Below are 26761 nucleotides of genomic sequence, written 5' to 3' on the forward strand. Positions count from 1 at the left end.
ACTGGTGGCACGATGTCGTCTGGGGCGATTTCGGCGGTGCAGCATTCGGCGTCATGGGCGCGCTCGCCGCGGCCTGGTACGCGTCCCGGCTGATGGCGAGGACTGATCGTCGCGCGCGCGACGAAGAACACCGCCGCACTATCGCGCTTCAGTACGCAGACGCAGCTCGAAGGCTTTCGAAGGAAATCACCGGACTCGCGAGTCAGGTTCTCCTGCCTAATCCTGATCATCGGACGGTTGAGGATGCCCTTGAGCAGTTCAACGTGCTCACTGGTCGAATTGTTCGACTTTACTCGAACTATTCTGTACGGGGCCGCATCTACAAGACGTACAAGTGGATCATGGCTCACCTGCCGAAGCCTCTACGCCGCCACGTAGCTTCCCCTCATGAACGCTTCGCGGTGTGGGTGGCGCTCATCGGTCAAGCGGTCGACCTATTACTTGACGTGCACTTCATGAACAGCACAGACCCTCGACAGCTCATGAACAAGCTCCGCGCGACATCAGCTGACGTGAAGGACATCGAGCACACCACCCTGGAATGGCTCCGGGCACCTGGCGACTGGAAACCCGATAGATCAACGCGTCAGGTGCACGAGCGCATCCAGAGCCAACTCGCTGACTTGAATGCCAGACGCGCAGCGCCAGAGTGATGCGTCATTGGGCTATAGATCGTGCGCGCAGTGCTGGCACACGGTGATCTCCTCCGGGTCCGTCTTCGGTTCCAACGGGGCGGGAGGCTCGTCTGGGAACGGGTCGGCCAGCGGGTGAGCGTTGAGCCGCCGCCGGCGGCCTGGCCGGGCCGTTTCCATTCGAGAATGGTCGCCGGCCGCCAGACCGGCGTCCGGGCATGCCAGCCGCGAGTTGTTCTTCGCTCAGGGGCTCGCCGTCGCCGACTACTCCCACCGAAGAGCTTCCATTAACTAAGCGAGACAAAGAACCCCATTACTGCGGTCCCAATGAGGCTGGCGATCGCCAAGCCGAGGATCTGGGTGGCAGTCAGGTCGCCGAATGCCATGTATGCCAAGACAAACGGCCACCACCAGATGCAGACGATGATACGGGCGACACGATTGCTGACGTTCATAGTTTCTCCCGCTCCTTCACCTGCTCGTAGTGTGCGACGCCCGGATCGTCGCCGCGAGGTGTTCCCGCATGCCCAGACTTCGGTGAGGTTAGCGTGCCTCCTGAGGTAGACCTGAGGGCCGGAAGCGAGTCGGCGGAGAGAGGGCCCGCGGTCGCGTGCCCGACCCCGGACGCGGTCAGCCGAGGGCCCTTTCGCAGCGGGCAAGGCGCTTTTCCAAGCGCTGTCTGACGGTTGTTCCTTTGGGCGGCACGGCAAGAGTTTGCCGTAGGACGTGCGCGGCCTCCGCATATTCGCCCTGCTGGGTGAGCCATATGGTGAAGCGGTCGGCGACCATGGGATCTGTACTGCCGGCTGCAACGGCGACTCGCCAGTGGTGGACAGCGACGTCCTGCTCTCCTGCGGCTTCCGCGCGGCGGGCAGCGTCGGCGGCCAGGGCGGCGATGCTGGGTCGGTCCGCCTCTGCGTGGGCGGCCTCGGCAAGAGCGTCGCGGAGGCGCGGACCGTTGGCGGGGTCGAGGTTACCCATACGATCGTTGCCGTCCGAGATGGACAGGAATTGGCCTAGCAGGACGGGGCGCACGTCGGCGGGAGCCCGCCGGAAGAGCGCGGCGAGCATGGGAATGTGCGGTGCCGAGGCGGCATAGTCGATCAGCTCCCGCCACAGGTCCGCGTTGTGCCGGTCGTAGTAGAGAGCATCAATGTAGGCGGCGAGGGTGTCGTCCCGGCGGCCTGGCTGGTAGCGGATGGTTTTGGCCAGCAGGAGAAAGGCGTTGGCGACGGCTGGGTCGCGCGCTTTCGCGAGCCGGTCGATGATGGCGCGGAGGTTTGGTTCGGAGCTACGCCAGTTGTTGAGCTTTCGCTGAGCGTCAGGATCGCTACCGGTGAGCTCTGGTTCGGGTTGGTCCAAGCGCGGCAGAAGGCGGAAGACGGTGGCTGCGAAGGCAGGGGGGCGTTCGCGTCGTGGCTTGTTCCTGCCGGTCAGCCAGTCCCACAGCTTCATCGCTGCCTCGCCATGCCCATGAGTGGATCGCTGCTCTGTCGCGTAATCGCTGATGGCGAGTCTGGTGTTACTTCACACCTGTGCTGGCCGTTTCGTGACTACCGCTGCACCTCAAGGTTCGGGGAGATCGCGGCGGCCGTCAATCAGCCACTGAGTCGCCAGCGGGCCGACCAGCTGACCAAGCGCGACGATTTCCCTCAGCCGCTCGCAGATCTGGCCGCGGGCAAGATCTGGTCGGCCGCCGCGGTGCGGCGGTGGCTGGCCACCTGGGAGCGCAAGAGCGGCCGCCCGCGGGTGTCCGGATGACTGGCTCATCGACAACCAGCCGTTACTTAGGTAGTCAATCCAGCACAAGACGCAAACCGGGTCGATGTTGTCTACTCTCCCGCGTCAAGTCCTCATCGAGGACTAAACAGGAAAGGAGACGCCGATGAGCGCCGAGACCGAGAAGAAGCACGACCTGTGGGAAGCGGGCCGCCACATCGCGGCTCTGGTGAATCACCACCGGGAAGCCGCCGTCTTGGCGCAGCGATATCGAGAGGAGGGCCGGGAGGACTGGACCGAGGAGGAATGCCTGCTCCTGGCCCTCGGTGCGCTCGCCCTGCGCCAGGTACTGAAGCGCGATCCGGGCTACGGCTACACGGAATTCGCCTATGACCCCGGGCGCAGATAGCACACCCCATGCGCGACAAGGGCGCGGCTGCCTGACTTTCCGGCCTGCTCACCCCTACGCCGGTATCCGCGCTGACTCCTCATGACGTCATCGATCACGCTTTGTCGCTACCTCATCACGCCGTGCTCGACGTCGTCGCGCGGGGGATACGGCGGCGTGAGATGCGATCGTCGGGGGGAGGTAGCGACACACCAGAAGGCCCCCGCACGGTTCCGGCCTGTGCGGGGCCTTCGTCGATACTGGCCATCGTGGAACCCCCCAAGAATCGCAAGCCGAACACGATCTACTCGGCGCCGGTGGGATCGATCGATCTCGCCGCCTTCCAAGACGATGGCACCCCGTACGAGATCTGGCCCTGCCATGACTGCCTCGCCTGGCATGCCGAGGTGGTCACCGTTGACGGCCAGGTCCTCGTGCGCGAGTGGCACGCCATCGACTGCGAGCACTTCCAGGAGCTCCTCAGAGACTGACCGCGATCAGGCAACTACGCGGACAACGCGGCAAGCTCGGTCGGTACCTTTCGTCACGTGTCGCCCTCAGCGGGGGCTGCTCGGAGGGTTGCTCGGTGTCGCTCTCGACGGGAGGGTGCGCTTCAGGAGCAATTGTCAAATTCTGTGGATTGCGGGTGATTCACAGGGCTCGAAGCCATTGATCGAGGACTGCGAAGTCTTCGTCGGCGAGTCCCCTGTATGACTCCACGTGGTGGAGGAGAGCCCGGCCGCTATGGTGCGTGGAGACCCACTCCCTATCGGCGTCGGTGATCTCGTCGTCGACCCAGGCGAACGGGCGTCCGCCCGCCCAGTTCACCAGGGGCCGGGTCTTCCAACAGAGCCCGAACCATTGGTCCTCACGTTCGTGGTGTTCAGTTGCCTCCGGCCACCTCACGACGGGTAGCCGCGACAGGCCGATTCGGGGTGCTATCTCGGCATTCGCCTCCTCTTCCCAGGTCGTCGCCCAGACGAGTTCGCAGGGCAGCGCTGCCAGCCGACTCCCCACCTCGGAGGTGAGCCGCGCCAAGCGCGAGTCCGGTGTAGTACCCCGCGGTGCGCGTTGCGGGTCCTCGCCAAAAGGGAGAAGGGGCCCGTCGACGTCGAGGAAGAGCAGCGGGCGTTCGGTATGACCGGTCATGCTGCACTAGCCTCGTCACGTTCGATGAGTACGCCGCGTTCGAAGCGGGCTCCGGCACGCACGAGAGCCACCAGGTGAGGCGCGTTGACCGAGCGCCAGCGCGCCTGGGCCGACTCGATCAGTTTGAACGCCATGGCAAGCCCGGCCGCGCGTGATCCCGGCCCTTCGGTGACCTTGGTGCGGTGCCGGACCGTGGCGAACGTCGACTCGATGGGGTTGGTCGTGCGCAGGTGGATCCAGTGCTCGGCCGGGAAGTCGTAGAACGCCAGCAGCTCGTCGACATCGTCCGTGACCTTGGCCACGGCCTTGCCGTACTTGGCGCCGTAAGCGTCCTGGAACGCCGCCACCGCCGCCTCGGCGTGCTCTTTGTCCTCGGCGTTCCAGATCTCGGCCAGCGCCTTCTTCGCTCCCGGGTGCGCGGACTTCGGTAGCGCCCCGAGCACATTGGCGATCTTATGAAACCAGCACCTCTGGGCTCTGGTCTGCGGGAACACCTCGCCCAGCGCGCCCCAGAACCCCAGCGCCCCGTCGGCGACGGCCAGCATCGGAGCGCGCATCCCGCGCCGCTTGCAATCGCGCAGTAGATCGGCCCACGATTCGGTGGATTCGCGGTAGCCGTCGGCCAAGGCGACGAGCTCTTTGCGGCCGTCGGAGCGCACGCCGATCATCACCAGCAGGCACAGGCGCTCCTCCTCCAGGCGCACGTTGACGTGGATGCCGTCGGCCCACAGGTACACGTAGTCCACACCCGACAGGTCCCGGGTGGCGAAGGCGCGCTGCTCGGCCTTCCACTGCTCGGCCAGCTTCGTGATCACCGATGCCGACAGCCCCGAGGTCGAGCCGAGGAACTGCCCCAACGCCGGGACGAAGTCGCCCGAGGACAGGCCGTGCAGGTACAGCAGCGGCAACACCTCGCTGACCTTCGGAGTCTTGCGGCACCACGGCGGCAGGATGGACGAGGCGAACCGTCTACGCTCGCCGGTGACAAGGTCGGTGCGCTTGTCGTTGATACGGGGCGCGCGGACCACGATCGCGCCGGCCGCGGTGAGAACCTCGCGCGGGGCGTGGGAGCCGTTGCGCACCACCAGACGGCGGCCGTTGACGTCGCGCTCGTCGGCGAACTGAGCGATGTAGGCGTCCGCCTCGGCCTGCAGGGCGGCGGCCAGCATACGGCGGGCGCCTTCGCGGACGATCTGGTCGATCAGCGCGGCCGAATCGGAGGCCAGGCGGCTGTCGTCGGAGGGAGGATCAGGGACTACGGTAAGCGGCACGGGTGTGCCTTCCCGGCCGACGCTGCAACGTCGGCCTTATCTCGAAACCATCATCGGGTGATCCGGGAAGGTACACCCCTTCCCGGCGATCCACAGGCTTCGATCATTGCTCCGCTTCAGCTTCGGTTGGAGGGCGCCTCGGCGCGTGGCGCCTGTGGCGGATTCGGCCACCGTCGACTGGCGGCACTGTGGTGAAGAAGCTGACGCTCCAGATCTTGGCTCCGGGCTTGTCGACGTCCTCCAGGAACGCCAAGCCGCCATCGACAGCCAAAACTGGGGACCAGTGCGGACCCTCGGGATCCATGCCTGCCACCCAGCCGATCACCAGATGGCAGACGCTGGCGGCCAGGTATGTGCCGGGGGGCTCGCCCGCGTAATCCTCCTGTATGAGCCAGAGAGGATATCCCTGCGGGATCATCTGCTGCGGGGTCTTGGGCTCCGTCATGCGCGTCCCTCCTGTGTCAGTGGACACGGCAGAATCCCCAATGGCGGACATGAACGGCCCCCATCGACGGACATGAGTTCTCCCCGCTGACGGACACCGGATCTCCCCACGGGTTCGTCCTGGCCTACTCGGCAGAGTGGGCGCTCGTGAAGAGCGATGAGGAGATCATGGAGATTCTTGAGGCGTATGACCTCACGGGCAGTTACCGCGCAGCGGCTGAGCTGGCGGGTTGTGACCATCACACGGTGCGCCGGTATGTGCTGCTGCGGGGCACGGGAGTGGATCCGACGGTGCGGGCAGACCGGCCGAAGATGATCGACGAGTTCATGCCGAAGATCGAGGAGCTGGTCGAGCGGTCGGGCGGCCGGATCGGCGGCGATGTCGTCCATAAGAAGCTGCGGGCGATGGGGTTCACCGGCACCGACCGCACAACCCGGCGGGCGGTCGCGGCGGCGAAGAAGTCGTATCGGGCGGGCAACCGCCGGGTGCACCGGCCGTGGATCGTCGAGCCGGGGTTGTGGATGCAGTGGGACTGGGGGTTTGGTCCCAAGGTCGATGGACGTCAGACGCAGTTGTGGTGCGCGTGGCTGGCCTGGTCGCGGTTTCGGGTGGTGATCCCGACCTTCGACAAGACGCTGCCGACGATCGCGGCCTGCCTGGATACGACGTTTCGCCAGTTCGGCGGGGTGCCGACGTATTGCCTGACCGACAACGAGAAGACCGTGACGGTCGATCATGTGGCCCGGGTCGCGGTCCGTAACCCTGACATTCTCCCGATCGGGCGGCATTACGGGACGGTGATGCGCACCTGCATGCCGGCCGACCCGCAGTCCAAGGGCGGGACCGAGGCGACAGTACGGATCGCTAAGCGGGACCTGGTGCCGACCGAGGTGAACCTGCGGGTCGCCTACTCGGCCTTCGCCGATCTGGAGGTGGCGTGCGCTGAGTTCACGGCCGAGGTGAACGGCCGCCTGCATCGAGAGACCCGCCAAGTCCCGGCCCAGATGCTCGCCGAGGAGCGGCTCCGGCTGCATCTGGTGCCTGAGCAGCCCTATGTCGGCGTGTTCGGCGAGACTCGAAAGGTGGGCAAGGACTCGACCGTGTCGGTCGGGTCCGTCCGCTACTCCGTCCCGCACGCGCTGATCGACTCGAAGGTCTGGGTGCGCTTCCACGGCGACGAGCTCGTCGTGGCCGCCGTCATCGACGGGATGGTCACCGAGATCGCCCGGCATCAGCGCTCCACCCCGGGCAACCCCCGCATCCGCGACGAGCACTACCCCGACACCGCCCGCGGCCAGCGCACTCCCAAGCCGGTCAACGCCGCGGAAGCCGCCTTCCTGGCGATCGGGCCCGGCGCGGCTCAGTGGCTGATGGAGGCCGCCGCCCAGGGCGTGACGCGCATCCGATTCAAGATGGCCGAGGCCGTCACCCTGGCCAAACTCCGCGGCAACCAGGCCGTCGACCGGGCGCTGGGCACCGCAGCGCTCGCCGGCCGGTTCGCCGAACATGACCTGATGGCCATCCTGGACTACCAAAGCGCCCGCGAACCCGACATCCCCTCACGGGCGAGCGAGACCCACAGCCTGCAACCCGGCACCTCGGCCTGGGCCCAACTTGGCCGCTGACCTCAGCCCACCCCTCGGCACCGTCCCGCACGAGCATCCCGCCCGCATGACCTGACCTGCCGCGTTCGGGCTGCACGCTGCCCGAAACCACCGCCCAAGGAGAAGCACGTTGACGACCACCCCGATCCCGACCACGGCCCCGCCTCGCCTGGCAGCCCCAGCCGCGGCAGGCGCCGCCGTCTCGGGCGCCGCCTATGACGAGGCGATCGCACTCACCAGACGCCTCAAACTCCCGCACATCCGCCGGGCACTGGCCGAAATCGTCCCCACCGCCAAGGCCCAGCGCTGGGATCCCGCCGAAGTAGTGCGGGCCTTGCTCGCCGAGGAAGCCGCAGGCCGAGACGCCGCGAACCTGCGAACCCGCCGCAGCCGGGCGGCGTTCCCCACCGGCAAGACCTTCCACATCTGGAACGAAGACGCCTCTTCCATCCCCATCCCGACCCAGTCCGCCCTGCGCACCCTGGAATGGGTCGGCCGCCGGGAGAACCTATGCATCTGCGGCCCATCCGGGACCGGCAAAAGCCACTTCTGCGAAGCCCTCGGCCAAGCCGCCGTCGACGCAGGCCTCACCGTCGCCTGGTTCACCATCGAAGACCTCGGCGCCCTGGTCCGCCGCCACCGCGTCGACGACTCCGTCAGCAAGGCGATGACCCGCATCACCCGCACCGACCTCATCATCGTCGACGACATCGGCCTGCTACCCGTCTCCGCCGACGCCGCCGAAGGCTTCTACCGCCTGGTCGATGCCGCCTACGAGCGGCGAAGTCTCGCCGTCAGCAGCAACCTGCATCCGTCCGGCTTCGACGAGATCATGCCCAAGACCCTCGCCACCGCGACCGTCGACCGACTCCTGCACCACGCCCACGTCGTCGTCACCCAAGGTGACAGCCACCGGCTCACCGAAGCCACCACCGGCAACGGCGTCGTCCCACTCAACTAACCCCAGCCCCGGGGAGAAACCGTGTCCATCCCGGGGAGAACCGCTGTCCACCAGCGGGGACATCTCAAGTCCGTCACCGGGGAAATCTCAGAGTCCATTGACACTCCTGTCAGCTGGCGTCGAGCAGGAACAGCCACATAGATCGTGGCCAGATGTGGCGGTGCCCTTCATCGTCTCTGTAGTCCGGCGTCGCGCACCAGACCCCAGATGAGACGTCACGCCGGCCCTGAGCGGCCCGGCAACTGGTTGGCGTTCCAGGGTGCCCAAATCGTGCGAGCAGTGCGGGCAGCGGGTGACCTTCTCCTGGTCGGTCTCTGCCACGTCCGGCTCTTCCGTTCTGGGCCCTATGGCGGCGACAACCGGGGGTATTCAGCTGCTCGACTGCGGGTCGCGTCGTCGTGTGCGGGCGTCTATCACGGATCGCTTGGGGGCCTTGAAGAAACGCGCAAGAGCCAAACCTTCATAGTGAACCGCTCATCGCCGGACCGTTCCATGGCTACTTGGTGCCATTTCCTGGCGACTTGGGATAGTCCCGACGGGTGAACTTAGGGTTACATGACGCTCACACGGGTTTCGACCAGATAATGGGCATTGACCCCATACGCTCATGTCAGCGCTGGTCGGGGAACTATCGTATTCCAACGGATCTTCGCACTGCCAGGCGAGTGCACGACATGCCCGCGCGGCACCGAAATGCCCGGAGCATCCCGCCCAGCTAGTCTTTGAAGAACCAACTCTCCGTGATCGCCTAATGCGGGCGAAATTGCACCACGTGGTCGCCCGGACGGCGGCCAGGCCGACGGACACACGATCTGTCCACGAGGTCCGGCAAGACCCCACAGCGGGGTGATCACGAGAGAAGGTGATGCTCAATGGCGGCAAACGACGCCGGGGGTCCAGAAGAGCAGAGCAAGGGGGAACGACCCCAGCGTCGCTGGGTTCCGATCGTCACGTGGGCCGCGGGCCGACTGGCGTGGGAGCTCGCGCGACTGCTCTGGGAGAAATACTTCGGGAACGGCGACGGCCCGGGCCCCCTCGCACTCTAGTGCGAGGAGGCCGCAGGACCGCCTGAGAGACTGAGGCTTCCCGCCGGTCGCTACCAACGACTATCCGGCGACGCCTCGCCAACCACGGTCTACCCGGCATCCGGCCGGGTAGACCTATGGGGTCTTGGGTTGCCTATGTTAGTAAGCACGCTCCCCAGCACAAGCAATGTTTCAGAAGCGATACATACTGCGCTACGTCACTTCTGCATCAATAGTGCTCGACACACTGTGGAGTCATGCTAGTCCAGTGGACGTAGTGACCTTGACGCCATCACTGTCTCTTACATACATAATGACGTCTTCGCTTGCTACTCGGTTCACGTGTTTCAAATGGTGAGACCAGCACTCCTACTGCGATCTAGCAGCAGGGCGTTTTCGGGATAGCTGAAGCTCATCTGCCCAGACATGCGGCGTGGGCGCCGCTGAGTGCGTTCTCCTTGTCCACAGCTCCGATCAGGTTCTCGGGTTGCATGGCGGATGCCGCGTGTACGAGTTGCCAGGCGACGCCACTCCATTCGCCCTGCATCTTCTGCACGCGTAGTGCGGCGGCCTCGAGCGCGGCCTGGTGCTTGGCCTTCCAGTGGTCTGATGGGCGCACGGGGTGGGCGAGCTCCGTCTGGAGGATTCGCTCGTTGTCGCGGGTGGCGCTTGCCATGGCGTCCTGGAAGGCGGGGATGAAGGCCCGGCACGCCTCGACGATCTCAGCGGGTGGCCGCGTGAGGACCAGCATCCCCGCCGCTGCGAGGATGCCGACGACGGCGGCCGCGGTGATGACGACGGTCAGGGCCGCGGTGATTGCGAGCTTCATCGGCGCCAATGTCCACCCCTACAGGTGTAGGTGCGACCGTTGGAGGCGATCCCGACCGCGACAGGGGTTCCGCAGAATCCGCCGGGGTGCGCCTTGGCAACCGGAGCCGGCTGTTCGCGTTTGGGCTGGACTGCGGGCTTGGGCGTCGTGGTGCGCTTGGGCTTGCGCTTGCCCTTGTTGGGATCCTCGTCGTCGCGGTCGTAGGTTCTCGTTACGCCGTCGCCGTCGGCATCGACGTCGTAGCGGTCTTCGATGCCGTCGTCGTCGAGGTCCGCGATGAGTTCGGGGCTCCACGTGATTGCGGGCGCGGTGGTGGGCGTGGCGGTCGCCACGACGGGGACAGGCGTGGGCGCATCGTCGCTGCCGAACAGGGCGTTGCAGCCGCCGACGACGAGCAGCATGGCCACGATCAGGCAGCCGCAGCCTTTGGCCTGGTCGCGTGCCGTTGCCTTCGCGCTCGGCATGGCGCCTCCTTGGGGGATGTGGACGCGAACAGTACGTATGACGCTGCGCTTCGTGATCGAGTTGTGGAGCGTTCCGGATTGGCTGGCGCTCCAGGGGTGATGCGTACGGTGCTACAGGTCGTGCGCGCAGTGCGGGCGGACCCAGATCGCGTTCGGGTCGATCTCTCTTCCGGGATGGGCTCGACCGGTCCGCCGGGCGGCTCGACTCCGGACGCGATGAGCCGGACCACAAGGGCGTTGTGGTCGGCCGGCAGCGCCTTGGGCGTGCCCGCACTCGCCGCACGCGCGGATCGCGCGCCGCCTCACTGTCTCGGCGTGGGGCTCATTGGAGGGCCTGCCGGTGCAGCCACGTTTAATCGGGCATTTGCGGATAATTTGTCAACCCCAGTTTTGGGCCAAGTGCCTGGACGGCCAGGAGAAGGACAGTCAACGATGGAAGATGTCATCGCACCCAAGGAGGAATTAGACATCTAGCGAGCCTGCCATACGCAAGGGAGTTTTCTCATGCGGCCAAGGCATACGATCAAGCACGTCATCATGACGCTGGTGGCCCCGGTAGCTCTGGTGACGGGAGCTGTGGCTCCGACCGCAAGCGCCTCAATCAGGCAAAACCCGTGGATCTACGTATCACCTGAGACCGGACCTCCGGGAACGGAAATAACCGTTGACGGGATCGGTTTCCTCCCGAACCTCCTGATTAGCATTTCCCATCCCGGGCTAAGCGGCCCTGATAGTATCAAAGCTCAAGAATTCGGCGGCATTCCTGCCGCGACATTCCGCGTCATGGAAAGCACCGAGCCCGGAACGATCACCATTCAATATCGGCAGGCCGAGAACATCATCGCCACTGCTGACTTCACCGTCCAGAGACGATAGTTCACGGTCCGCTGGCTGAGCCGCGGCCCACATGGGTCGCGGCGTCAGGCGCGCCGCCTGGATACGGGCGGCGCGTCTTTCGTTCTGGAGAGGAGGCGACTGGCGTACGGCCCGTGCGCGAGCTGGGCCGGGGAGCACAAGAGTGGCCGTCCGCGGGCGTCATCCGGCTGATCTACAGGTCGTGCGAGCAGTGCGGGCACGCGGTGATCGCCTCCGGGTCGGTCTTCGGTGCGAGCGGCGCGGCGTGGTCCGGCCCGAAGGGGTCGGGCAGAGGGTTGGCGTTGAGCCGCTCGATCAGCGCCGCATGGTCGGCAAGTAGCGCTTCGGGCGTCGGGAAGGCGTGTCCGCACTCGAAGCGCACAAGGAAGCCCCGACTGACTCACAGAAGGTTCACGAGTTCCTGTATGCCGACGCCAACGACGCCACCAAGGACAGCGCCGATCACCAGGAACGAGATTTGAGTCTTCCGGCTTTGGTGGGCGAAGAACTTCGCCAAGGTGTCGGTACGGTTCTTGAGCACTTCCTCAACGGCCTCGGCCGCCTTCTCCTGAGCTGCGGCGTATTCCTGGCTCTCTCTGGCGCGCCGAGCGTGCTCCTTCGCTTCGATCTGAAGCTTCTCCGCTTCCGCCGCTCTGGCGCGAACATCTGCTTCGACCTCGGCTAACCGCGCCGCCTGCCGCAGAAGCGTCTTTGCGATCGTCGCCAGTTCATCTTCCAGAGCAGGTTCAGGCTCGACAAGCTGCGCTGCGGCCTGCGGGAATAGCTCCTTACGACGAATGTAGCCCCCGAGCACCAGAAAGAGGGCTGCGAGGATGCTTGTGACGATGGATGCCGAGATCAGAGGTACCGCCGAGGCGACGAATCCGGCAATGAGGAGCACGACCGACGCGATGACAAGACCGGCAGATATCAAGATCATGGGCACCTCGGCGGGGCTTGGTCGCACAATCAGCAAACGTGACCATATCGGCGAGGTCGATCTGCCGTTACATCTTCGCTAAAGGTCGTGCACGCAGCGGCAGGGCCAGATCTTCGCCGGCTCGATGTCACTCCCGGCCACACCTCGAACACCTCGGCCACGGCCCCGTCCTCGCGCGCCTCGAAACGCCCCGCCGGGGCGAACCGGAGGACGGTCCCGCTGCTGTGGAGCATCGTCCCTTCGGCGGACCAGCCGTACCGGTCGAGCCACCAGCCATCGATACCCGGCGGCAGGGCGTCCGGTGGTACGCCCTCGGCCGGGCGGAGCACGATCCAGTCGGGCTCGCTCAGGCTGCAGAGGTCCTCGCGAATGACGTCCATGCCGCCCGGGTAGCGGATGACCTTGTACCGGTCGGTCCTAGGCAGGAACGGCGTCGGGGGGCCGTCGGCCTTGGTGAACTGGAGGCCGTCATCGATGACGGCAGGGTCCGCCTCACCGAGCGGGACGCCAGCGGCGAGCTCGTCGGCCGTGGGCGCCTCGGGGTCGCGGACCTGGGGCACCCAGACGATGCGGACCTTCTGATCTTCGCTCACGGCTTCCACCTCTCCTGGTAGTCCGGGTGGTCGGCGTACGGCAGGGCGAGCAGGCGTAGGACGGCGTACGCCTTGGCCCACGTCGCCATCCGTTCGGCGAACTTCTGTTGCTCGACTCCGCCGGAGAACTGGGCGACATCAGACGCGAGCGCGTCGAGGATGCACCTCTTGGCTTCTACCTCTCGGAGTACACGGGCAGGGTCATAGCGGGCGATGTGCAGGCGCAGCGGATCCGGGAGGTAGGCCGTCCATGGGCCGGTGGCCACGACACCCCCGCCGTCTGTTCGGACGTCGTCCGCGTAGGGTCCACCATCCGTCCAGGGCTCGTGCCTCTTCTGCCGCAGCGTTCGCCGCCTGCTCCTCCTCGTCGAGCCGCGCTCGCAGGAACGCGATCAGGTCATCCACGCTGCTCACCCTTCGCCGCACGCCGGTAGCCGCGCCGCTTGCTCATGACGTCGTCGATGGTGGCACGTCGCCAGCGCTTCACGCCGTCCTTCGTGTCGTCTCCTTGATGATCTCCAGGGCGACCGTGCGGCCGTCCGGGTCGGTGAGAAGGTGCCGGCCGGGCGGCAGTTCGCGGGCCACGGCGTGGTCGGGGATGCGGAAACCCAGGCGGAGGCTGCCGGTGGCGGGCCGGCGCTCGGAAGTCGGGTAGAGCTCGAAGAGCGTCGTGCCGAGCTCGGTGGCGTAGTGCTCGGGGCCGTTGCCGTGCTGCTCGATCTGCAGGGGCAGGCCGACGCTGGTGTAGAAGTCAGTGCACTCCTGCAGGCGGTCGGTGTAGATGACGATGAGCGTGGTGTGCATGGGTCTCCTTGTATCGCGTCGGTGGTTGTGGGGCGAGTGCCCGCCGGGGCTGGTTGCGCCTCGGTTGTCGTTGTGGCTCATGGTCCCCGGCATTCGCAGATCGCGTCGTACGCGGCGTGGATGTGGTCGTTCTCGTCCAGCCGGATCGTAAAGCGGGGTGTGGGCACCACGCAGCACAGCGGGCACCGGCCCCATTCCAGCAGCCGCTCTTCCTCGCCCTGCCCGTCCAGCTGCACCAGCTCGCGGACGCCCGCCGCGTCGAGCCGTGCCCGAAACGCGGCCTTCATCTCCTCGACGGGACTCATCGCGCTCTCCGCTCGATGCCGACAGCGCGCAAGATGGCCACCGCCAGCTTGTCCCCGGACGCGGTGGACTCGTTGTCGCAGCGCAGGAGCAGCGTCCCGATCGCGGCCGGACGCCCGGCCAGGCCGACGAGGTGACGCCATACTGCGAGTACGCCGGACTGTTGCTGGTAGGCGCGGAGCACCTCACCGGCGGCCACATAGCGATCGGTCGGGCGGGCGATGCTCATCGGCCCGCCTTCCTCGTTCCGGCGCGTACGGCGGCCACGCGCTCGTCTGCGCCGCTGCTGTCGATGCGGATGCTCGGCGACCACCAGCGGACCCAGATCTGAGGCGTGAAGATCTCGACGAGGACCTGGGCGGCGGCGCGCAGTTCGGCTCGGATACGGTTCACCGTCTCGCCCTCTTGCGCCTGCGCTGGTGGTATTGGCTCTTCATCGCGCGGCGCTGTAGCCGCTGGGCTTCGGCGAGGTCCTGCATGCCGGGCATGCGCATGAGCTCGTCGAACGCTTCGTAGATGACGGTAGCGCCTCGCGTCATTTGCTCTGCGGCCGACCGGAACGCCTCGACAACCACCTGCATATGCTCGCCCAGCCTGGCGAACGCGGCTTGGGCAGCCTCGCCGTCGATGTTGAGCGCCAACGTGGGAGGCTTGGGCGGTTCGGCGGTCCAGACCATGGCGTCTCGGCTGCCGTGCCAGGTGATGACGTCGTCGATCCGGTCGAGGATGTCGCAGCTCATGATTCCCCCAGGGCGATGTTCAGGGCGTCGCGGAGGTTGCGCGCGTTGGCCGGCGAGAGGACGGCGCACACGTCGAGCCCACCCGTCCGGATGCCGTCGTCGCGGATGCTCCACAACGCAACCCGGATGTGGTCGTGCACACTGGTTCTGGCTACGTCGAACTCGATCCGCGGCGTGCCCTCGGCGCGGTAGTTCGCCGCCTCCTCGTGGCCGTCGAGCGCCTCGATCACCTCGGCGCCGACGCTGGCTCAGATGCTCACGGTGTCCCCCGGTCGAAGACGACGCGCTGGGCGGTGAGATTGGGCCGGGCGATGTAGCCGACGTCGAGCCAGACGGCATGTGTGTGCTTGGGATCAGTGGCCCACCATGCGTTGTATCGGCCAGCGTTCGCGGGCAGGTCCTCGCCGACCACCCAGGCAACCTCGGCGAAGGTCATCTCGATCCGGTCGCGTCCATCGTCCCGGAGGTGTCGGGTGAGGCGCTCGTACTGCTCTCGGGCCACCATGTGGTCACGACTCCTCGACGCCCGGTTTTCTCTAATGCGCCTCTCAATATAGATCAAAGCGTCTTTCGGAATAGGCATGAAGAGTCCTCTCAGGGGAATAGGAATGCAGTCGTCGCAACATCCAGCGTTAGGTCAGCGCGCCGTGCAGCAGCAGCCAGCAGCCAACAACCGGGCCAATCATGGGTGAAGCACACGCTGGCCTGGATGCGCACCCATAAGCTTAAAACGCTATTTGCAGGTATCGGGGCGATCCTGATCGCGATTCTTGGAACGCTTGGTGCCGAGTGGGTCAAATATGGCCTCGACTTCATAAAGAGCCCACTTGACATAGACAGCGTAGAGGTTCTACACGACGACGCCAGCGGCAATTGGGCTTTCCCGAAACCCACTATCTTCTCTCAAGAAGAGATCACTGAAGTAAGAAACCTAGAAGAAGAAGATCAACCAGAATGGTTTCGCAGCAGAGGCGGTATAGACCCCGTTACCTTGATTATCAATGTCGAGTTCCGAGGAAACCATAGCCGGAATGTTCGAGTAGTCGACCTTAGGGCAGTCCCCTATTCGAGCGGTCCGATGTGCGTCAAACCACTAACGGGGACGTTCGTTTACGATCCCCCGGTGGAGGGGAGGAGGAAGTTAAAACCCTAGACATAGACCTGGACGGCCAAATCCCAGTTGCACTGCAAGCACAATCAAAGGAGGAATATTTCGACAAGCATAGAATACAGCTACAACCTGGCGAGGGTGCAACGTTTCGCATCCACGCTACGACCTTGCGACACTATTTCAAGTTCGCGCTACAATTCACCACTCGGGCACACGGCGACACAATCCAACAGACAATAGACAACAATGGCAAGCCCTTCGAGGTGACTGCCATCTATGACGATCTCGAACAAATGTGGAACTACTATAAAGTCATATATGGGATAGGCATGGTACGTTCGAAATAAACCGCGCGGTAAGTCACATGCTCCTCCGCCCGTTCTATTTGAGCGATACAGCTCACAGGTTATTGGACATATCTTTGAGCATGCGTGGCGCGATTTCCAAGGGGTGTCAACATCACGATGTGTCATATCGCCCCGGTAGTAATAGGTAGAGCGCCCATCCGCCCACACCAACATGGCGGACCCGTCCAGCCGATTCTTGTCGATGCGGCCGCGGGGCCGCTCGGCGTTTCCGTCCTCACACCGGACGTTGACGCAGACCACGCGCCCGGACTGTTGGGCGAGCCGGATCGAGTAGGTGTTGCAGTACGGGCAGGCTGGCGGCAGGCCCTTGGACACCCTGATCGGAATCCACTTCTCGCTCTCGCCGATGTCGCGGATCTGGCGCGCCTGCTCGATCCACCTGTTCAGTCGGTGGCAGGCGTCGCGGGCCATCTCGTCGTCGACGCCGTGCACGAGTCGCACGATCGTGTCGAGGGCCGCCACGGTGTTGCCGTCGCTGCCGCCCCGGCCTTCTCCCGTGTGGCCGGTGACGTGGTAGCGCAGGTCGTCCTCGAGCTCGCGCACGCCGGCGCGGATGGTCATGAGCACGCCGCCGGCCTCCGGGTGCCAGGGCGCCGGCGACCCGGAGATCTTGTGGTGCGACATGGTGCCCTTGGTCGGGTCGGCGACGGGTTCGGGCAGCAGCTCCTGCAGACGGGGCAGCAGGGCCTTGAGCTCAGTGACGAGCGTGGGGGTCTCTTCAGCTGGGGTCATCGGGCTCCCTTGGGTGGCCGGTGCCGTGCGGTCCGCGCGAGGCGTGGCCAGGGATGGCTAGGCGCGTCGGCCCGGGAAGGCAGGGCGCGGGTCGGCAACGCGCGGTCTGGCAGGGCACGTCGGCGGGGACTGGGCTTGTCGAGGCCTTGGGTGGTCACGGGCCGGGCGGGTATGTCGGGCGGGCGCGGCAGGCGTAGGCATGTCGTACGGGCATGGGTTGGGCAGGGTGGTCGGTCCGGCACGGGACGGCGTGCTGTGGCTGGTGGCGGCACGTCGGCGGGGCTGGGGCCGGCGTGAAGTGGCCGGGGATGGTTGGGGGAGAGCAGTCGGTCGGCACGGGTGAGGCAAGGCTCCTCGGCGGGGCAGGAAAGAGGTGGCATGAGCTGTCGGGCAGGCCGCGGAACGATGAGGGTGAGCGGAGGGCAATTCGGGCGGGTTCGGCAGGTCCTCGGCACGGGTGGGCAAGTCGGCATGGCGAAGACGCGGCCAGGCATCGGCGTGTCGGCTCGGCTCGTGATGGCCAGGGTCGAGCGGGATAGTCGGCATGGGACGGCGCGGCCAGGTATGGCATGTCGCATTGGCATGGGCAGACGTGACAAAGGCAAGTGGGGGCGGCAAGTACGGAGGCGTGGTGGGACGTCGCGGTGGGTTGGCGTGTTCGGGGTGGTAGGGGCTGGTCGGGCCGCACGCTCCTCATTTACGACGAGACCTGGATCGATGTCCCGCAGCGCCGCGAGGAATACGGCGCGATCCCTGGCGGAGATCGGCTCGGATTCATCCCAGGGCCCGGGGACACTCGGCACATCGGACGCAACCGGCGTTCGCGCCGTCGTCGAGCGAAAACTCCAACCCGTCACCAGCGCGACGGTCAGGGACAGCACGAGCGTGCTGGCAGTTGCGCATACGCCCGCCACCATCCTGGCGCGGGGCCTGGACAGCGATGACATCAGCACATCGTTTCTCGATCGTCACGTCTCGCGCCACCCCATCCCCTTCATCACCTCACCTGCACACGGCAGGGAGCCTTCATAGATCACGGGATTGCCGTCGTCCGGGCTCTCCGACTCTCCTGAAGAATCCCAGCCTCCTGCCACCTCACAGGCCACCAAGAACAAGATCTTCAGTGAGCTTCTAGGGGTTCTCCGCGGGAACGAACGGCGGACGCGTTCCGGGTCGGACAAGTGTTTCGAACACATGCGTCATGCGGCCGTAAAAATCATGATAGGACGTACGCAGCAAAATTTTCGGGGTTGGACGGCTGGGGCGCAGGCTGGACCACGTCGGCCGCGCTCACCGCCGCTGCCGCCGGCTTCCAAGCCGCCGCGGCCGTCGACCAGGGGATGGTCACAGGTCGGTCGCATGCTGCGCGCGTGGGCCGGGCCAACCAATGATTGGAGCACTGTGCGAACACGATCTTCTCTGCTCGCCGCCGCCTTCGTGGCGATGGCGACGTTGTTACCTGTTTCGGCCGCCGTGGCGGAGGCCCCTGGCGGAGCCACCGCGACCCCGACGGCGTCGGGCACTCCGAAGGCCTCGAGCACTCCCAATGCCTCGGGAACCTCGACGGCGTCGCCGAGCCCGACGGCCTCCAAGACCCCGGCTCCGGGGAAGAGCAGTATCACCTGGGCGCCTTGCGAGGAGGAGCCCTCCGCCGAGTGCGGCAAGCTGGCGGTGCCGATAGACTGGTCCCGCCCGAACGGCGCCAAGGTCGAGCTGGCCGTCGCGCGCCGCAAGGCCACCGACCCGGCAGCCCGGGTCGGGTCTCTAGTGCTCGGCGCGGGTGGCCCGGGCGGATCCGGTGTGGAGTTCGCCTACAGCTCCCCCGGCTTCTTCACCCCGGAGATCCAGAAGCGGTTCGACATCGTCGGTTTCGACCCGCGGGGCGTGGGTCGCAGTCACCCGATCACCTGCTCGGCGTCGGTGTACAACCAGGCGCCGTACGCCGTCATGAAGAGCCAGGCCGACTACGTCAAATGGGTCGCTTTCGCCAAGAAGCTGCGTGCGGACTGCCGGGCCCGTACCGGCCCGCTGTACGATCACGTTGATTCGGTCAACGTCGCGCGTGACCTGGACGCCCTGCGCGCCGCGCTCGGCGAGGAGAAGCTGACCTTCTACGGGGTCTCGTACGGCACGCTGCTCGGCCAGATGTACGCCGAGCTGTTCCCCACCAAGATCCGGGCCATGACCCTGGACAGCAACATGGACCACAGCCTCGGCGTCAAGGCGTTCCTCGACAGCGAGGCCGCCGCCGTCGAGGACGCCTTCGACCAGTTCGTCGGCTGGTGCGACCAGGAGCCCAGTTGCGTGCTGCACGGGAAAGACGTCCGCGCGGTGTGGGAGAGGATCCTGGCCAAGGCGCGTGACGGCAAGTTGTACTGGCCGGGCGTCCCCGGCAAGCCGGTGACCGAGCTCCAGGTCCTGTGGAACGGCGTGCTGGGCACCGAAGGTCCCGCCTGGGCGCTGCTGGCCGAGGTGCTTCGCGCGCTGGACGGCGGCGAGCCGCCGTCGTGGGTGCCTCCGCTGCCCGGCCGCCAGCCCGTGTCCGGGGAGACGGCCCAGCTGGCCACCACAATCCTGTGCGAGGACTACAAGCTGAAGGTGCGCAGCTACAAGGAATACGCCTTCCTGCTGCGCAGCTCCAAGCGCCGCGCTCCTGACATGCGCTTCAACCCGATGCCGATCGAGGATTTGCCGGTCTGCCTCAACCACCCCACCAACAACCCGCAGCACCGGCTGCGTTACACGGGCAGCGCTCCGATCCTGCTGGGCAACTCGCTGCACGATCCCTCCACCCCGTACAGCTGGTCCGCCAACGTGGCCAAGCAACTCGGCCCGAAGGCCGTGCTGCTCACCTACGAAGGCTGGGGCCACCGCATCTACGGCAAGGACGAGTGCAGCACGGTGCCGATCGACAACTACCTGATCTCGCTGACCGTGCCTCCGCACGGCTTCCGCTGCCCCGTGGGCGGCAGGGTCGAGACCAAGCTCAAGAAGGACCAGCGTGAGCTGTGGCGGACGGACGGCCTGAAGTGGGCAGGTCCGTTGGCGGGCCTGCCCCGCTTCCAGGCCCCGGCTTTCACCGGCACGTCCAGGACGTCCGGCTGAGCCTGAACGGGCTTTAGCCGGCGTCTGACTACGCCCCCGTCCCGGCACCTCTCCGGGGCGGGGGCGTAGTCATTTTCGCTGGCGGGCCGAACTCACACATCCGTAACAGCCTTGAAGAGCGTCTGCACCCGCCGCCTGAGTAGGCCCCGGGGGGGTGCTTTTGGCCTGGTCCTTGAGGAAGTTCTCGATCGTGGTCAGCAGCAGCCGCTCCAGGGACGGCCCATCTGTAGCCCGGAGGTAGCAGTTGAGGAGAAACTTGTGCCCCTGTCCGGGATTGTTGCGGTCTTCCCGCTCAAACATGTCGGCGAGCAGGTGATCGACGGCATCGTTGCTCCAACTTGTGTAGCCCTCAGGTGGCGGGAAGTTGGTACGTGCAGATCGTGTACATTGCCGCCCCAGCTGCTGCAGAAGCGCCACGGTCGCGGGACCCGGCTGGCCTTCACCCAGCTCGATCAGAGCAGTCTCTGCAATCGTACCGGTGGCGAGCTCGCCAGGCGCCATAGTCCCCTCGCCAATCGTCGTAGATGTAGCGAGTCCCGCAGCTCGCAGGACGCATAACGGCAGGCGAGGAACACGAAACTTGGAAGGGGTAGCGTCCAGGCATGCCAACCACAACTTGTGGAGGGCCGCGCTGGCGGCCCTGCTACATGTTGTGGTTCAAAGCTAGGAGTGCCGCCGTTGGCACGCAATCACAGGCGGTGGTAATCCGAGAAATGCCAGCACATCGCTCGCAATGCGCAAACCTCGGGCGTGTCGTGTTGTCTCGGATCCGATCTCCAGCTGGCGCCGTCGAAGTCACTCCTGCTGTCGTCACCGCGCTGGCGCAGAGTCTTCCGCCGATGCAGCCTGGCCAGGGGGATCGGGCCGTGCAGCGGCACGCTGCTCGCGCAGCACCGCCTGCGCAACGGCGGCGGCGGTGACGGCCTCTTCGCGCCGCTGGTGAGCGATCTTCAGCGCCCTTCTGAGGTCGGCGAGCTCGCCCCGCAGCCGGTCGGCCTCTCCGACGGCAGCGGCTCTGGCTCGGTCCGCGACGGTGAGGGCCTGCTCGGCCACGGCCGCTGTGGTGACCGCCTGCTCGCGCCGCTGTTGTTCGGCTGCCAGCGCCTGGCGGAGCCGCTCGAGCTCCTGGGCGTGCGCGGCAGCGGTGCCACGGGCCTGGTCGCGTTCGCGTTCGGCTTCGCGCACCCGTTCCTCCTGAACTTGCCCCTGATAGCGCAGGTCGGCAAGCTCGCGCTGCAGGTCCGCGCCCTCCTGCTCCAGCTCGGTGATACGGGCGGTCGCCGCGGTATGCAGCTCGGTGAGCTGGGCGGTTTGCCGCCGGGCGGCGTCGCGGTCGCGCTCGGCCTGCTGCTTCCGGTCGGCGGCCTCGCTGGCCGCCTGCTCGGCCTGTGTGCGGGCGGCCTGGTGCTCGCCGACCTGCCGCCAGGCGTCCTGTTCGCGATCCTCGGCGCGGTCGCGTGCGACCTCGGCTTGCTTTTGGGCCTGCTCGGCGGCGGCGATCCGGGCGGCGGCGATGTTGGCCGCGGCGGTGGCGCGTTGCTCGGCGGCCGCTGCGGCGGCGCGGGCCTCCTCGGCGGCCTGTTCGGCGGCCTCGACCTGGGCGAGCGCGCCTGAGCTCAGCTCGGCCAGCTGGGCGCGCAGCGCGTCCTGGGCGGCCTGCCACTGCTCGCCCGCGGCCAGCAGCGGGGCGAGCAGGTCCTGGGCGCGCAGCAGCGCGTTCGCCACGGGAGCGGCATGCGCGGTGGTGCGCGCCCGGTAGGCCGCGGCGCGGCAGGCATCGCTGCAGTACCTGGCGCGGCTGCTGCGCCCGGGCAGCGCCTTGGCGCAGCCGGGCCCCGCGCATCGCGGCTCCGTTTCCTGCCGACCCGCCCCGTTCCCGACCGTTTGACCGGTCTCGGCCGGAATGCTCGCCACCACAGTTTCCTGATCGTCTGCCACAGGTCGCAGGCTATCGTTCGCAACGTTCGAACGAATCCGTTCCGAACGTTCGCAAACGCATCTCACATCAATCCTGACCCGTGATAACCTTCCTTATCGCGGGCCAGAGGCGATCGCGCGGACGCTCCCGGAAGGGGGACAAAGCGGACATGGGTGAGGGCGGGCGGCTGCCAGCGGCGGGAGACCAGCCGCTGATTTCCGGGACGCCAGAAAATGGCGGCGCGCACACCGCCGCCGACCACGCACTCAGCGCCGACACCCGGCGCCTCATCGCCGATGGCGTGCCCGCCAACACCCGCCGCGCCTACGCCCGCCAATGGGCCGCCTTCACCACCTGGTGCGCCACGCAGAACCGCCTCGCGCTGCCCGCCACCGCCGCCACCCTGGCCGAATACACCGCCCAGCTGTGCGCCGCCGGGCAGGCCCCGGCCAGCATCGAGCAGGCCCTGGCCGCGGTGCGCACCATGCACCGGCTGGCCGGCCATGCCGGCCAGCCGTCTACCGAGGCCGCCCGGCTGGCGCTGCGCGCCTACAAGCGCCGGCGCGCCGAAGACGGCGGGCGCGGCCAGCGTGAGGCCCCGCCCATCACCATCGACGCGCTGCGCGCCATGGTCGCCGCCTGCGACCTGACCACCCCGATCGGGCTGCGTGACCGGCTGCTGCTCGTGCTCGGCCTGGCGCTGATGGGCCGCCGCAGCGAGCTTGTCGCCCTGACCAGAGAGGACGTGCGGGAGGTCAGCGATGGCCTGGAGGTGGTCATCCGCACCTCCAAGACCGACAAGGACTCGGCCGGCGAGACCATCGCCATTCCCCGCGGCAGCCACCCGCTCACTGACCCGGTCGCCGCCTGGCGCGACTGGCTGCACGTCCTCGACCAGGCCGGACACACCGCCGGGCGGCTGCTGCGCCGGGTCAACCGGCACGGCGGTATGGGCCCTTCGCTCGGCGCCGACGCCGTCAACGTCATCGTCCGCGACCTCGCCGTGCGCGCCGGCGTGCCTTTCGCTGAGACGGTCACGGCGCACAGCCTGCGCGCCGGGGGCGCCACCGTCGCCTACGCCGCCGGCGTCCCGGTCGCCGTCATCGCCAAGCACGGCCGCTGGGCCCCTGCCTCACCCGTCGTGCTGCGGTACATCAGGGCCGTCGACCGCTGGCGGGACAACGCCATGCGTAATGTCGGCCTCTGACACGCTCCAGGCTTATCCAGGCAAGCAGAAAGGGCCCTTACCACATCACCTGGAAAAGCTCGCTCACCAGGGAGGCGGTGACAACGCAAAGGCCCCGCCCGGAGGCAGGGCCCGCACCTACCCACCGAAGCAGGTAGGGGAATCAATACGAACGCTACCAGCGGGCTGGTAAGGCTCGTCAAGCCACTTGGCGTTGCATGATGAATACTTTTCGCACGGTTTGGAGCTGCCGGTGGCCAGGGAAGGGCCTCGTGCATCCAGGCCCACAAGGGCGCCCCGGGACGCGTGGAAGCATTGGCGCATGTCCTGGCCCTCCAAGACCAGGTGAGATGGGTGAACATCAAGCGCCGATTCACAGACAACAGCACTGCGGTCCACCTACTGACAATTCGACGGCACACGCCACTGACAGAACATGGCAAAACTGCAGGTCGCAGGCCCAATTGCGGCTGTCAGCAAGTGGCAACATTGCCAGGTTTGTCAGCCGGGGCCCAGTAGAACGGCACTAACTCCAGGCCGCGAGCAACGGCCGAGCCGCACGGAAGCCCGGATGTCTTCGGTTTCGGTTGAAGATGGCGAGTGCGACCGAGCGGGTGAGGTCACTCTCCCAGGCAGTGCACTGGTGACCAGGCAAAATACCTGTCGACTAACCGCGACCGTCGTCTCGACGGCGTCCTGCGCGCAGCGGCGCTGATGATCTTGCTGGCACCTCGTGGCACTCCCACTGACACCAAGTGGCACAACCCCAGGACAACTTCGTGGCAATCCGCACTATCAGATGCCGCGAGGGCGGCCCCCGTTGTGGGCTTACACAAAAGATCTTGCTGACATCTCGTGGCAAAAGCCCAGGACAACTTCGTGGCAATCCGCACAGCAGGACAGTTAGATGACAAGTCTCCGGTGACGCGAGATCGCTGATTACTTGCGGGAACCTACCTTCTCGCAAGTTGTTAGACGGCTACTACGACGCAACAGACCAGCTTTTCTGATTTCTATTTTCTAGAAAATCTAAAATGATATGGTCCTGCTGTGACTGCGGAGACCACTGTCGTGACGCCGTGCAAGCATTGCGGCGCTCCCATCGAGCAACGGCGCGGCCGGGGGCGGCCCAAGGCGTACTGCCCGGAGAAGGACTGTCAGGCGGCCGCCAAGCGGGAGCGGGAGCTGCGCCGGGCCACGCCGGGCCTGGAGGGGGCGCTGGCCAGGGCCGAGCAGCTGTATGACCGCATGGAGAGCGGGCTGGCGGCGGCCATCGAGCCGTTGGCTCGGGCGCTGGCCGACGAGCTGAGTCCCGCGGGTGTGGAGGCCAAGCTCAGCGCCGTGCAGGCGGAGGCGCATACGCGGGTGGCGATCGCGCGTACCGAGCGGGAGCAGGCGTTCGAGCAGGTACGGCTGGCGCGCGAGGCCGCCGAGCACGCCCGCAGGCAGACCACCGAGATGCGGGCCCGCCTCGAGGAGGCGGAGAACGAGAAGGAGACGGCGCTCCAGGACGCGGAGCGGGCGCGTGAGCAGGCACTGGCCGCACTGCGGGAGGCCGCCAGCACCGAACGGCAGGCTTTGCAGACGGCGGAGGAGGCGCAGCGGCGCGCCGATGCGGCCGAGCAGCGGGCCAAGGAGGCGGCTCACCAGGTCGAGCTGACCGAACGGGCCAGGGATCAGGCCGTACAGGAACTGGCCGAACGGGTGGAGGCGGCAGACCGGCGTGTCGCGGAAGCGCGGGCGCAGGCCGTACAGGCTCGCGAGGAGGCCGACCGGGCACGGGAGGAAACCGACGCGGCCCGGGAAGAGATGGCGTCGTCCGCGCGGGCCCGTGAGCAGGCCGAGCGTGACCTGATCGCGGCCAGAGCCCGGGAGGAGGCGGCGGCGCAGGAACGGGAACGCGCCGTGGAGCGAGCGGCCACGGCCGAACGCACCGCTGCCGAGGCCGGGCGCGACCGGGCAGTGGCGCTGCAGGAGGCCGAAAGGGCGGCGGCCGAGGTCGAGCGGTTGACGGGCCGGCTGACGGCGGTCGAGGAGGAGGCCGCGGCCGCGCTCGCCCGGGAGCGGAAGCTAGTGACGCGGGAGAAGACCCGCGCCGAGGCCGCGGTCAGGGAACGTGATCAGGCGCGGGCGGAGCTGCGGCTGGAGCGGATACGTCTTGAAGACCTGCGGGCCGAACTGGAGGCGGCCCGAGCGGAGGCGGCCCAGCTACGGGAACGGGCGGTCGCGGCGGAGTTGCGTGCGGGCTGACCCCAATGAGGAACGGGCGCCGACTTCGCGCTCACGGCCGGGAAACGCCGTGATAGTGCGGCAGGTCCAGCGGCGGCACGGGGAAGCCACCGGCCGTCGGCTCGTTGGACAGTTCCTCGAACTCGGCGTCGACCTGGGCTTTCTTCTCTTCCTTGCGTCGCTGGTCGACGGTGTCGAAGCGCATCCAGATGGCCAGAGCGGCGACCACGATGAGCAGGCCGAGGGCGACGTTGAGCACCCTGTTGTCCTGGTTGAGCATCACGTTGCGCACCCCGGCCACCAGCAGGATCCACGCCAGGTTGACCGGGATCAGCACCTTCCAGCCCAGCGACATCAGCTGGTCGTAGCGCACGCGCGGCAGCGAGGCCCGCACCCAGATGATGAAGCTGAAGGTCAGCACGAACTTGATGAGGAACCACAGGACCGGCCACCAGCCCGTGTTGGCGCCCTCCCAGAGCGAGATCGGGAACGGCGCCCGCCACCCGCCGAGGAACAGCGTCACCGCGATGCCGGAGGCGGTGAACGTGTGCAGGTATTCGCCCATCATGATCAGGGCGAACTTCAGCGACGAGGAGTATTCGGTCTGGAAGCCGCCGACCAGCTCGCCCTCGCCCTCCGGCAGGTCGAACGGGATACGGGCGGCCTCGCCGAACATGCAGACCACGTAGATCAGGAACGACGGGATCAGCAGCACCACGAACCAGGTGTCCTGCTGCGCCGCGACGATCTCCGAGGTGGACAGCGTCCCGGCGAAGATGAACACCGCCACGAACGACAGACCCATCGCGATCTCGTACGACACCACCTGGGCCGCCGACCGCAGGCCACCGAGCAGCGCGTACGGCGAGCGCGACGACCACCCGGCCAGCACCACACCGTAGACGGACACCGCGCCCATGGCCAGCATGAACAGCACCGCCACCGGCAGGTCGACCAGCTGCAGCGGCGTCTGCTCGCCGAACAGGCTGACGACCGGCCCGAACGGCACGATGGAGAAGGCCAGGAACGCCGGCACCACCATGATGACCGGCGCCAGCAGGTAGAGCACCCGATCCACCGTGCGCGGGAAGAGGTCCTCCTTCAAACCCATCTTGATCGCGTCGGCGACCGACTGCAGCAGGCCGAACTTGCCGGCCCGGTTGGGGCCGTAGCGGTTCTGCATCCGAGAGATCAGCTTGCGCTCGAACCAGACCCCGAAGACGACCCCGAGCGCCAGAAAGAGGAACAACATCACGGCCTTGACGATGGTGATCCACACCGGGTCGTCGCCGAAGTCGGTGAGGGTGGGATCGACCGCGAGAACGCCTGCCATGACGTGTTGCCCCTTCCTCTCCCCCGGCACTCGTTCGGTCCGGAGCGGAAGGTCACG

At 66.7% G+C, this 26761-nt stretch carries 34 protein-coding genes; 11 read left to right on the plus strand and 23 right to left on the minus strand.

What is annotated here, in order from left to right; genetic code table 11:
• The first annotated feature begins 53 nt into the window (after positions 1 to 53).
• Positions 54 to 653, plus strand: a complete 600-nt coding sequence (locus EDD27_RS17680) for a hypothetical protein (RefSeq protein WP_127933411.1) — start codon at positions 54 to 56, stop codon at positions 651 to 653.
• Between the two features lie 266 nt (positions 654 to 919).
• Here the strand turns inward: EDD27_RS17680 and EDD27_RS54290 are convergent, their stop codons facing one another.
• On the minus strand, positions 920 to 1087 hold the full coding sequence (locus tag EDD27_RS54290) for a hypothetical protein (RefSeq protein WP_164903663.1): 168 nt from the start codon (positions 1085 to 1087) through the stop codon (positions 920 to 922).
• A 175-nt stretch (positions 1088 to 1262) separates the two neighbouring features.
• Positions 1263 to 2087, minus strand: coding sequence for a hypothetical protein (locus EDD27_RS17685; RefSeq protein ID WP_127933412.1), 825 nt, complete (start codon positions 2085 to 2087; stop codon positions 1263 to 1265).
• A gap of 430 nt (positions 2088 to 2517) precedes the next feature.
• Here EDD27_RS17685 and EDD27_RS17695 point away from each other — a divergent pair, with 430 nt between their 5' ends.
• A complete protein-coding gene (locus EDD27_RS17695; RefSeq protein WP_127933414.1) occupies positions 2518 to 2760 on the plus strand; it encodes a hypothetical protein in 243 nt (80 codons plus the stop codon).
• 248 nt (positions 2761 to 3008) lie between these two features.
• Positions 3009 to 3230 (plus strand): hypothetical protein, encoded by a 222-nt coding sequence (locus EDD27_RS17700; RefSeq protein ID WP_127933415.1) that lies wholly within the window; start codon positions 3009 to 3011, stop codon positions 3228 to 3230.
• A gap of 160 nt (positions 3231 to 3390) precedes the next feature.
• Here EDD27_RS17700 and EDD27_RS17705 read toward each other — a convergent pair whose 3' ends face one another.
• The 3 genes from EDD27_RS17705 to EDD27_RS17715 form a co-directional block, all read right to left on the minus strand.
• Positions 3391 to 3888: an HAD domain-containing protein gene (locus EDD27_RS17705; protein WP_127933416.1), complete on the minus strand. Its 498-nt coding sequence runs from the start codon at positions 3886 to 3888 to the stop codon at positions 3391 to 3393.
• The gene (locus tag EDD27_RS17710) at positions 3885 to 5114 is read right to left on the minus strand and encodes an IS256 family transposase (protein ID WP_127940761.1); all 1230 of its coding nucleotides are present in this window, start codon (positions 5112 to 5114) and stop codon (positions 3885 to 3887) included. The genes EDD27_RS17705 and EDD27_RS17710 overlap by 4 nt, the downstream gene beginning before the upstream one ends.
• A gap of 148 nt (positions 5115 to 5262) precedes the next feature.
• The gene (locus EDD27_RS17715; protein ID WP_127933417.1) at positions 5263 to 5604 is read right to left on the minus strand and encodes a hypothetical protein; all 342 of its coding nucleotides are present in this window, start codon (positions 5602 to 5604) and stop codon (positions 5263 to 5265) included.
• A 146-nt stretch (positions 5605 to 5750) separates the two neighbouring features.
• On the opposite strand from EDD27_RS17715, the gene istA reads away from it, so the two are divergent.
• The 3 genes from istA (at position 5751) to EDD27_RS54295 (ending at position 9215) form a co-directional block, all read left to right on the plus strand.
• Entirely contained in the window at positions 5751 to 7229 is a 1479-nt protein-coding gene (gene istA / locus EDD27_RS17720; protein ID WP_127933418.1) for an IS21 family transposase, read from the plus strand.
• 109 nt (positions 7230 to 7338) lie between these two features.
• The gene (istB, locus tag EDD27_RS17725) at positions 7339 to 8169 is read left to right on the plus strand and encodes an IS21-like element helper ATPase IstB (protein WP_277750727.1); all 831 of its coding nucleotides are present in this window, start codon (positions 7339 to 7341) and stop codon (positions 8167 to 8169) included.
• Positions 8170 to 9041: 872 nt separating this feature from the next.
• Positions 9042 to 9215 (plus strand): hypothetical protein, encoded by a 174-nt coding sequence (locus tag EDD27_RS54295; RefSeq protein WP_164903664.1) that lies wholly within the window; start codon positions 9042 to 9044, stop codon positions 9213 to 9215.
• Positions 9216 to 9606: 391 nt separating this feature from the next.
• Here EDD27_RS54295 and EDD27_RS17730 read toward each other — a convergent pair whose 3' ends face one another.
• Together EDD27_RS17730 and EDD27_RS17735 are read right to left on the minus strand one after the other, a co-directional pair.
• Positions 9607 to 10023: a hypothetical protein gene (locus tag EDD27_RS17730; RefSeq protein WP_127933419.1), complete on the minus strand. Its 417-nt coding sequence runs from the start codon at positions 10021 to 10023 to the stop codon at positions 9607 to 9609.
• Entirely contained in the window at positions 10020 to 10487 is a 468-nt protein-coding gene (locus tag EDD27_RS17735) for a hypothetical protein (protein WP_127933420.1), read from the minus strand. Before EDD27_RS17735 ends, EDD27_RS17730 begins: the two co-directional genes overlap by 4 nt.
• A gap of 537 nt (positions 10488 to 11024) precedes the next feature.
• On the opposite strand from EDD27_RS17735, the gene EDD27_RS17740 reads away from it, so the two are divergent.
• Positions 11025 to 11363 (plus strand): hypothetical protein, encoded by a 339-nt coding sequence (locus EDD27_RS17740; protein ID WP_127933421.1) that lies wholly within the window; start codon positions 11025 to 11027, stop codon positions 11361 to 11363.
• A gap of 172 nt (positions 11364 to 11535) precedes the next feature.
• Here the strand turns inward: EDD27_RS17740 and EDD27_RS17745 are convergent, their stop codons facing one another.
• The 12 genes from EDD27_RS17745 to EDD27_RS17790 all read right to left on the minus strand — a co-directional run bounded on the left by EDD27_RS17745 (position 11536) and on the right by EDD27_RS17790 (position 15227).
• Positions 11536 to 11724: a hypothetical protein gene (locus tag EDD27_RS17745; RefSeq protein WP_127933422.1), complete on the minus strand. Its 189-nt coding sequence runs from the start codon at positions 11722 to 11724 to the stop codon at positions 11536 to 11538.
• Between the two features lie 18 nt (positions 11725 to 11742).
• Complete coding sequence (locus EDD27_RS17750) at positions 11743 to 12282, minus strand: hypothetical protein (RefSeq protein WP_127933423.1); 540 nt, start codon at positions 12280 to 12282, stop codon at positions 11743 to 11745.
• A 29-nt stretch (positions 12283 to 12311) separates the two neighbouring features.
• Positions 12312 to 12875: a phage tail tube protein gene (locus EDD27_RS17755; protein WP_127933424.1), complete on the minus strand. Its 564-nt coding sequence runs from the start codon at positions 12873 to 12875 to the stop codon at positions 12312 to 12314.
• Positions 12872 to 13141, minus strand: a complete 270-nt coding sequence (locus EDD27_RS17760) for a DUF6221 family protein (protein ID WP_127933425.1) — start codon at positions 13139 to 13141, stop codon at positions 12872 to 12874. Before EDD27_RS17760 ends, EDD27_RS17755 begins: the two co-directional genes overlap by 4 nt.
• Positions 13077 to 13301: a DUF6221 family protein gene (locus EDD27_RS58680; RefSeq protein ID WP_421915398.1), complete on the minus strand. Its 225-nt coding sequence runs from the start codon at positions 13299 to 13301 to the stop codon at positions 13077 to 13079. The genes EDD27_RS17760 and EDD27_RS58680 overlap by 65 nt, the downstream gene beginning before the upstream one ends.
• Before the next feature lie 57 nt (positions 13302 to 13358).
• Positions 13359 to 13679 (minus strand): VOC family protein, encoded by a 321-nt coding sequence (locus EDD27_RS17765; RefSeq protein ID WP_127933426.1) that lies wholly within the window; start codon positions 13677 to 13679, stop codon positions 13359 to 13361.
• Positions 13680 to 13756: 77 nt separating this feature from the next.
• Positions 13757 to 13984, minus strand: coding sequence for a hypothetical protein (locus EDD27_RS17770; protein WP_127933427.1), 228 nt, complete (start codon positions 13982 to 13984; stop codon positions 13757 to 13759).
• Positions 13981 to 14211, minus strand: a complete 231-nt coding sequence (locus EDD27_RS17775; protein WP_127933428.1) for a hypothetical protein — start codon at positions 14209 to 14211, stop codon at positions 13981 to 13983. The genes EDD27_RS17770 and EDD27_RS17775 overlap by 4 nt, the downstream gene beginning before the upstream one ends.
• A complete protein-coding gene (locus EDD27_RS54300; protein WP_164903665.1) occupies positions 14208 to 14375 on the minus strand; it encodes a hypothetical protein in 168 nt (55 codons plus the stop codon). The genes EDD27_RS17775 and EDD27_RS54300 overlap by 4 nt, the downstream gene beginning before the upstream one ends.
• Positions 14372 to 14722, minus strand: coding sequence for a hypothetical protein (locus tag EDD27_RS17780; protein ID WP_127933429.1), 351 nt, complete (start codon positions 14720 to 14722; stop codon positions 14372 to 14374). The genes EDD27_RS54300 and EDD27_RS17780 overlap by 4 nt, the downstream gene beginning before the upstream one ends.
• The gene (locus EDD27_RS17785) at positions 14719 to 14952 is read right to left on the minus strand and encodes a hypothetical protein (protein WP_127933430.1); all 234 of its coding nucleotides are present in this window, start codon (positions 14950 to 14952) and stop codon (positions 14719 to 14721) included. Before EDD27_RS17785 ends, EDD27_RS17780 begins: the two co-directional genes overlap by 4 nt.
• Before the next feature lie 26 nt (positions 14953 to 14978).
• A complete protein-coding gene (locus EDD27_RS17790; protein ID WP_127933431.1) occupies positions 14979 to 15227 on the minus strand; it encodes a DUF7662 domain-containing protein in 249 nt (82 codons plus the stop codon).
• Between the two features lie 204 nt (positions 15228 to 15431).
• Between EDD27_RS17790 and EDD27_RS17795 the strand changes: the two genes are divergently transcribed.
• Positions 15432 to 15875 carry a hypothetical protein gene (locus EDD27_RS17795; RefSeq protein WP_127933432.1) on the plus strand — a complete coding sequence of 148 codons (444 nt, stop codon included), beginning with the start codon at positions 15432 to 15434 and terminating at the stop codon, positions 15873 to 15875.
• 149 nt (positions 15876 to 16024) lie between these two features.
• On the opposite strand, the gene EDD27_RS17800 is transcribed toward EDD27_RS17795, so the two are convergent.
• Positions 16025 to 16933 (minus strand): hypothetical protein, encoded by a 909-nt coding sequence (locus tag EDD27_RS17800; protein ID WP_127933433.1) that lies wholly within the window; start codon positions 16931 to 16933, stop codon positions 16025 to 16027.
• 1401 nt (positions 16934 to 18334) lie between these two features.
• Between EDD27_RS17800 and EDD27_RS17805 the strand changes: the two genes are divergently transcribed.
• Positions 18335 to 20038: an alpha/beta fold hydrolase gene (locus tag EDD27_RS17805; protein WP_127933434.1), complete on the plus strand. Its 1704-nt coding sequence runs from the start codon at positions 18335 to 18337 to the stop codon at positions 20036 to 20038.
• Positions 20039 to 20107: 69 nt separating this feature from the next.
• On the opposite strand, the gene EDD27_RS17810 is transcribed toward EDD27_RS17805, so the two are convergent.
• Both EDD27_RS17810 and EDD27_RS17815 read right to left on the minus strand, forming a co-directional pair.
• The gene (locus EDD27_RS17810) at positions 20108 to 20539 is read right to left on the minus strand and encodes a hypothetical protein (protein ID WP_127933435.1); all 432 of its coding nucleotides are present in this window, start codon (positions 20537 to 20539) and stop codon (positions 20108 to 20110) included.
• Positions 20540 to 20848: 309 nt separating this feature from the next.
• A complete protein-coding gene (locus tag EDD27_RS17815; protein ID WP_127933436.1) occupies positions 20849 to 21976 on the minus strand; it encodes a coiled-coil domain-containing protein in 1128 nt (375 codons plus the stop codon).
• Positions 21977 to 22125: 149 nt separating this feature from the next.
• On the opposite strand from EDD27_RS17815, the gene EDD27_RS17820 reads away from it, so the two are divergent.
• Both EDD27_RS17820 and EDD27_RS17825 read left to right on the plus strand, forming a co-directional pair.
• Positions 22126 to 23163, plus strand: a complete 1038-nt coding sequence (locus tag EDD27_RS17820; protein WP_127933437.1) for a tyrosine-type recombinase/integrase — start codon at positions 22126 to 22128, stop codon at positions 23161 to 23163.
• A 1029-nt stretch (positions 23164 to 24192) separates the two neighbouring features.
• Positions 24193 to 25392 carry a coiled-coil domain-containing protein gene (locus EDD27_RS17825; RefSeq protein WP_127933438.1) on the plus strand — a complete coding sequence of 400 codons (1200 nt, stop codon included), beginning with the start codon at positions 24193 to 24195 and terminating at the stop codon, positions 25390 to 25392.
• 31 nt (positions 25393 to 25423) lie between these two features.
• On the opposite strand, the gene nuoH is transcribed toward EDD27_RS17825, so the two are convergent.
• Positions 25424 to 26704 (minus strand): NADH-quinone oxidoreductase subunit NuoH, encoded by a 1281-nt coding sequence (gene nuoH, locus EDD27_RS17830; protein WP_127933439.1) that lies wholly within the window; start codon positions 26702 to 26704, stop codon positions 25424 to 25426.
• Between the last annotated feature and the right edge of the window lie 57 nt (positions 26705 to 26761).

The sequence above is a fragment of the Nonomuraea polychroma genome, assembly GCF_004011505.1.
GTDB classification, from domain to species: domain Bacteria; phylum Actinomycetota; class Actinomycetes; order Streptosporangiales; family Streptosporangiaceae; genus Nonomuraea; species Nonomuraea polychroma.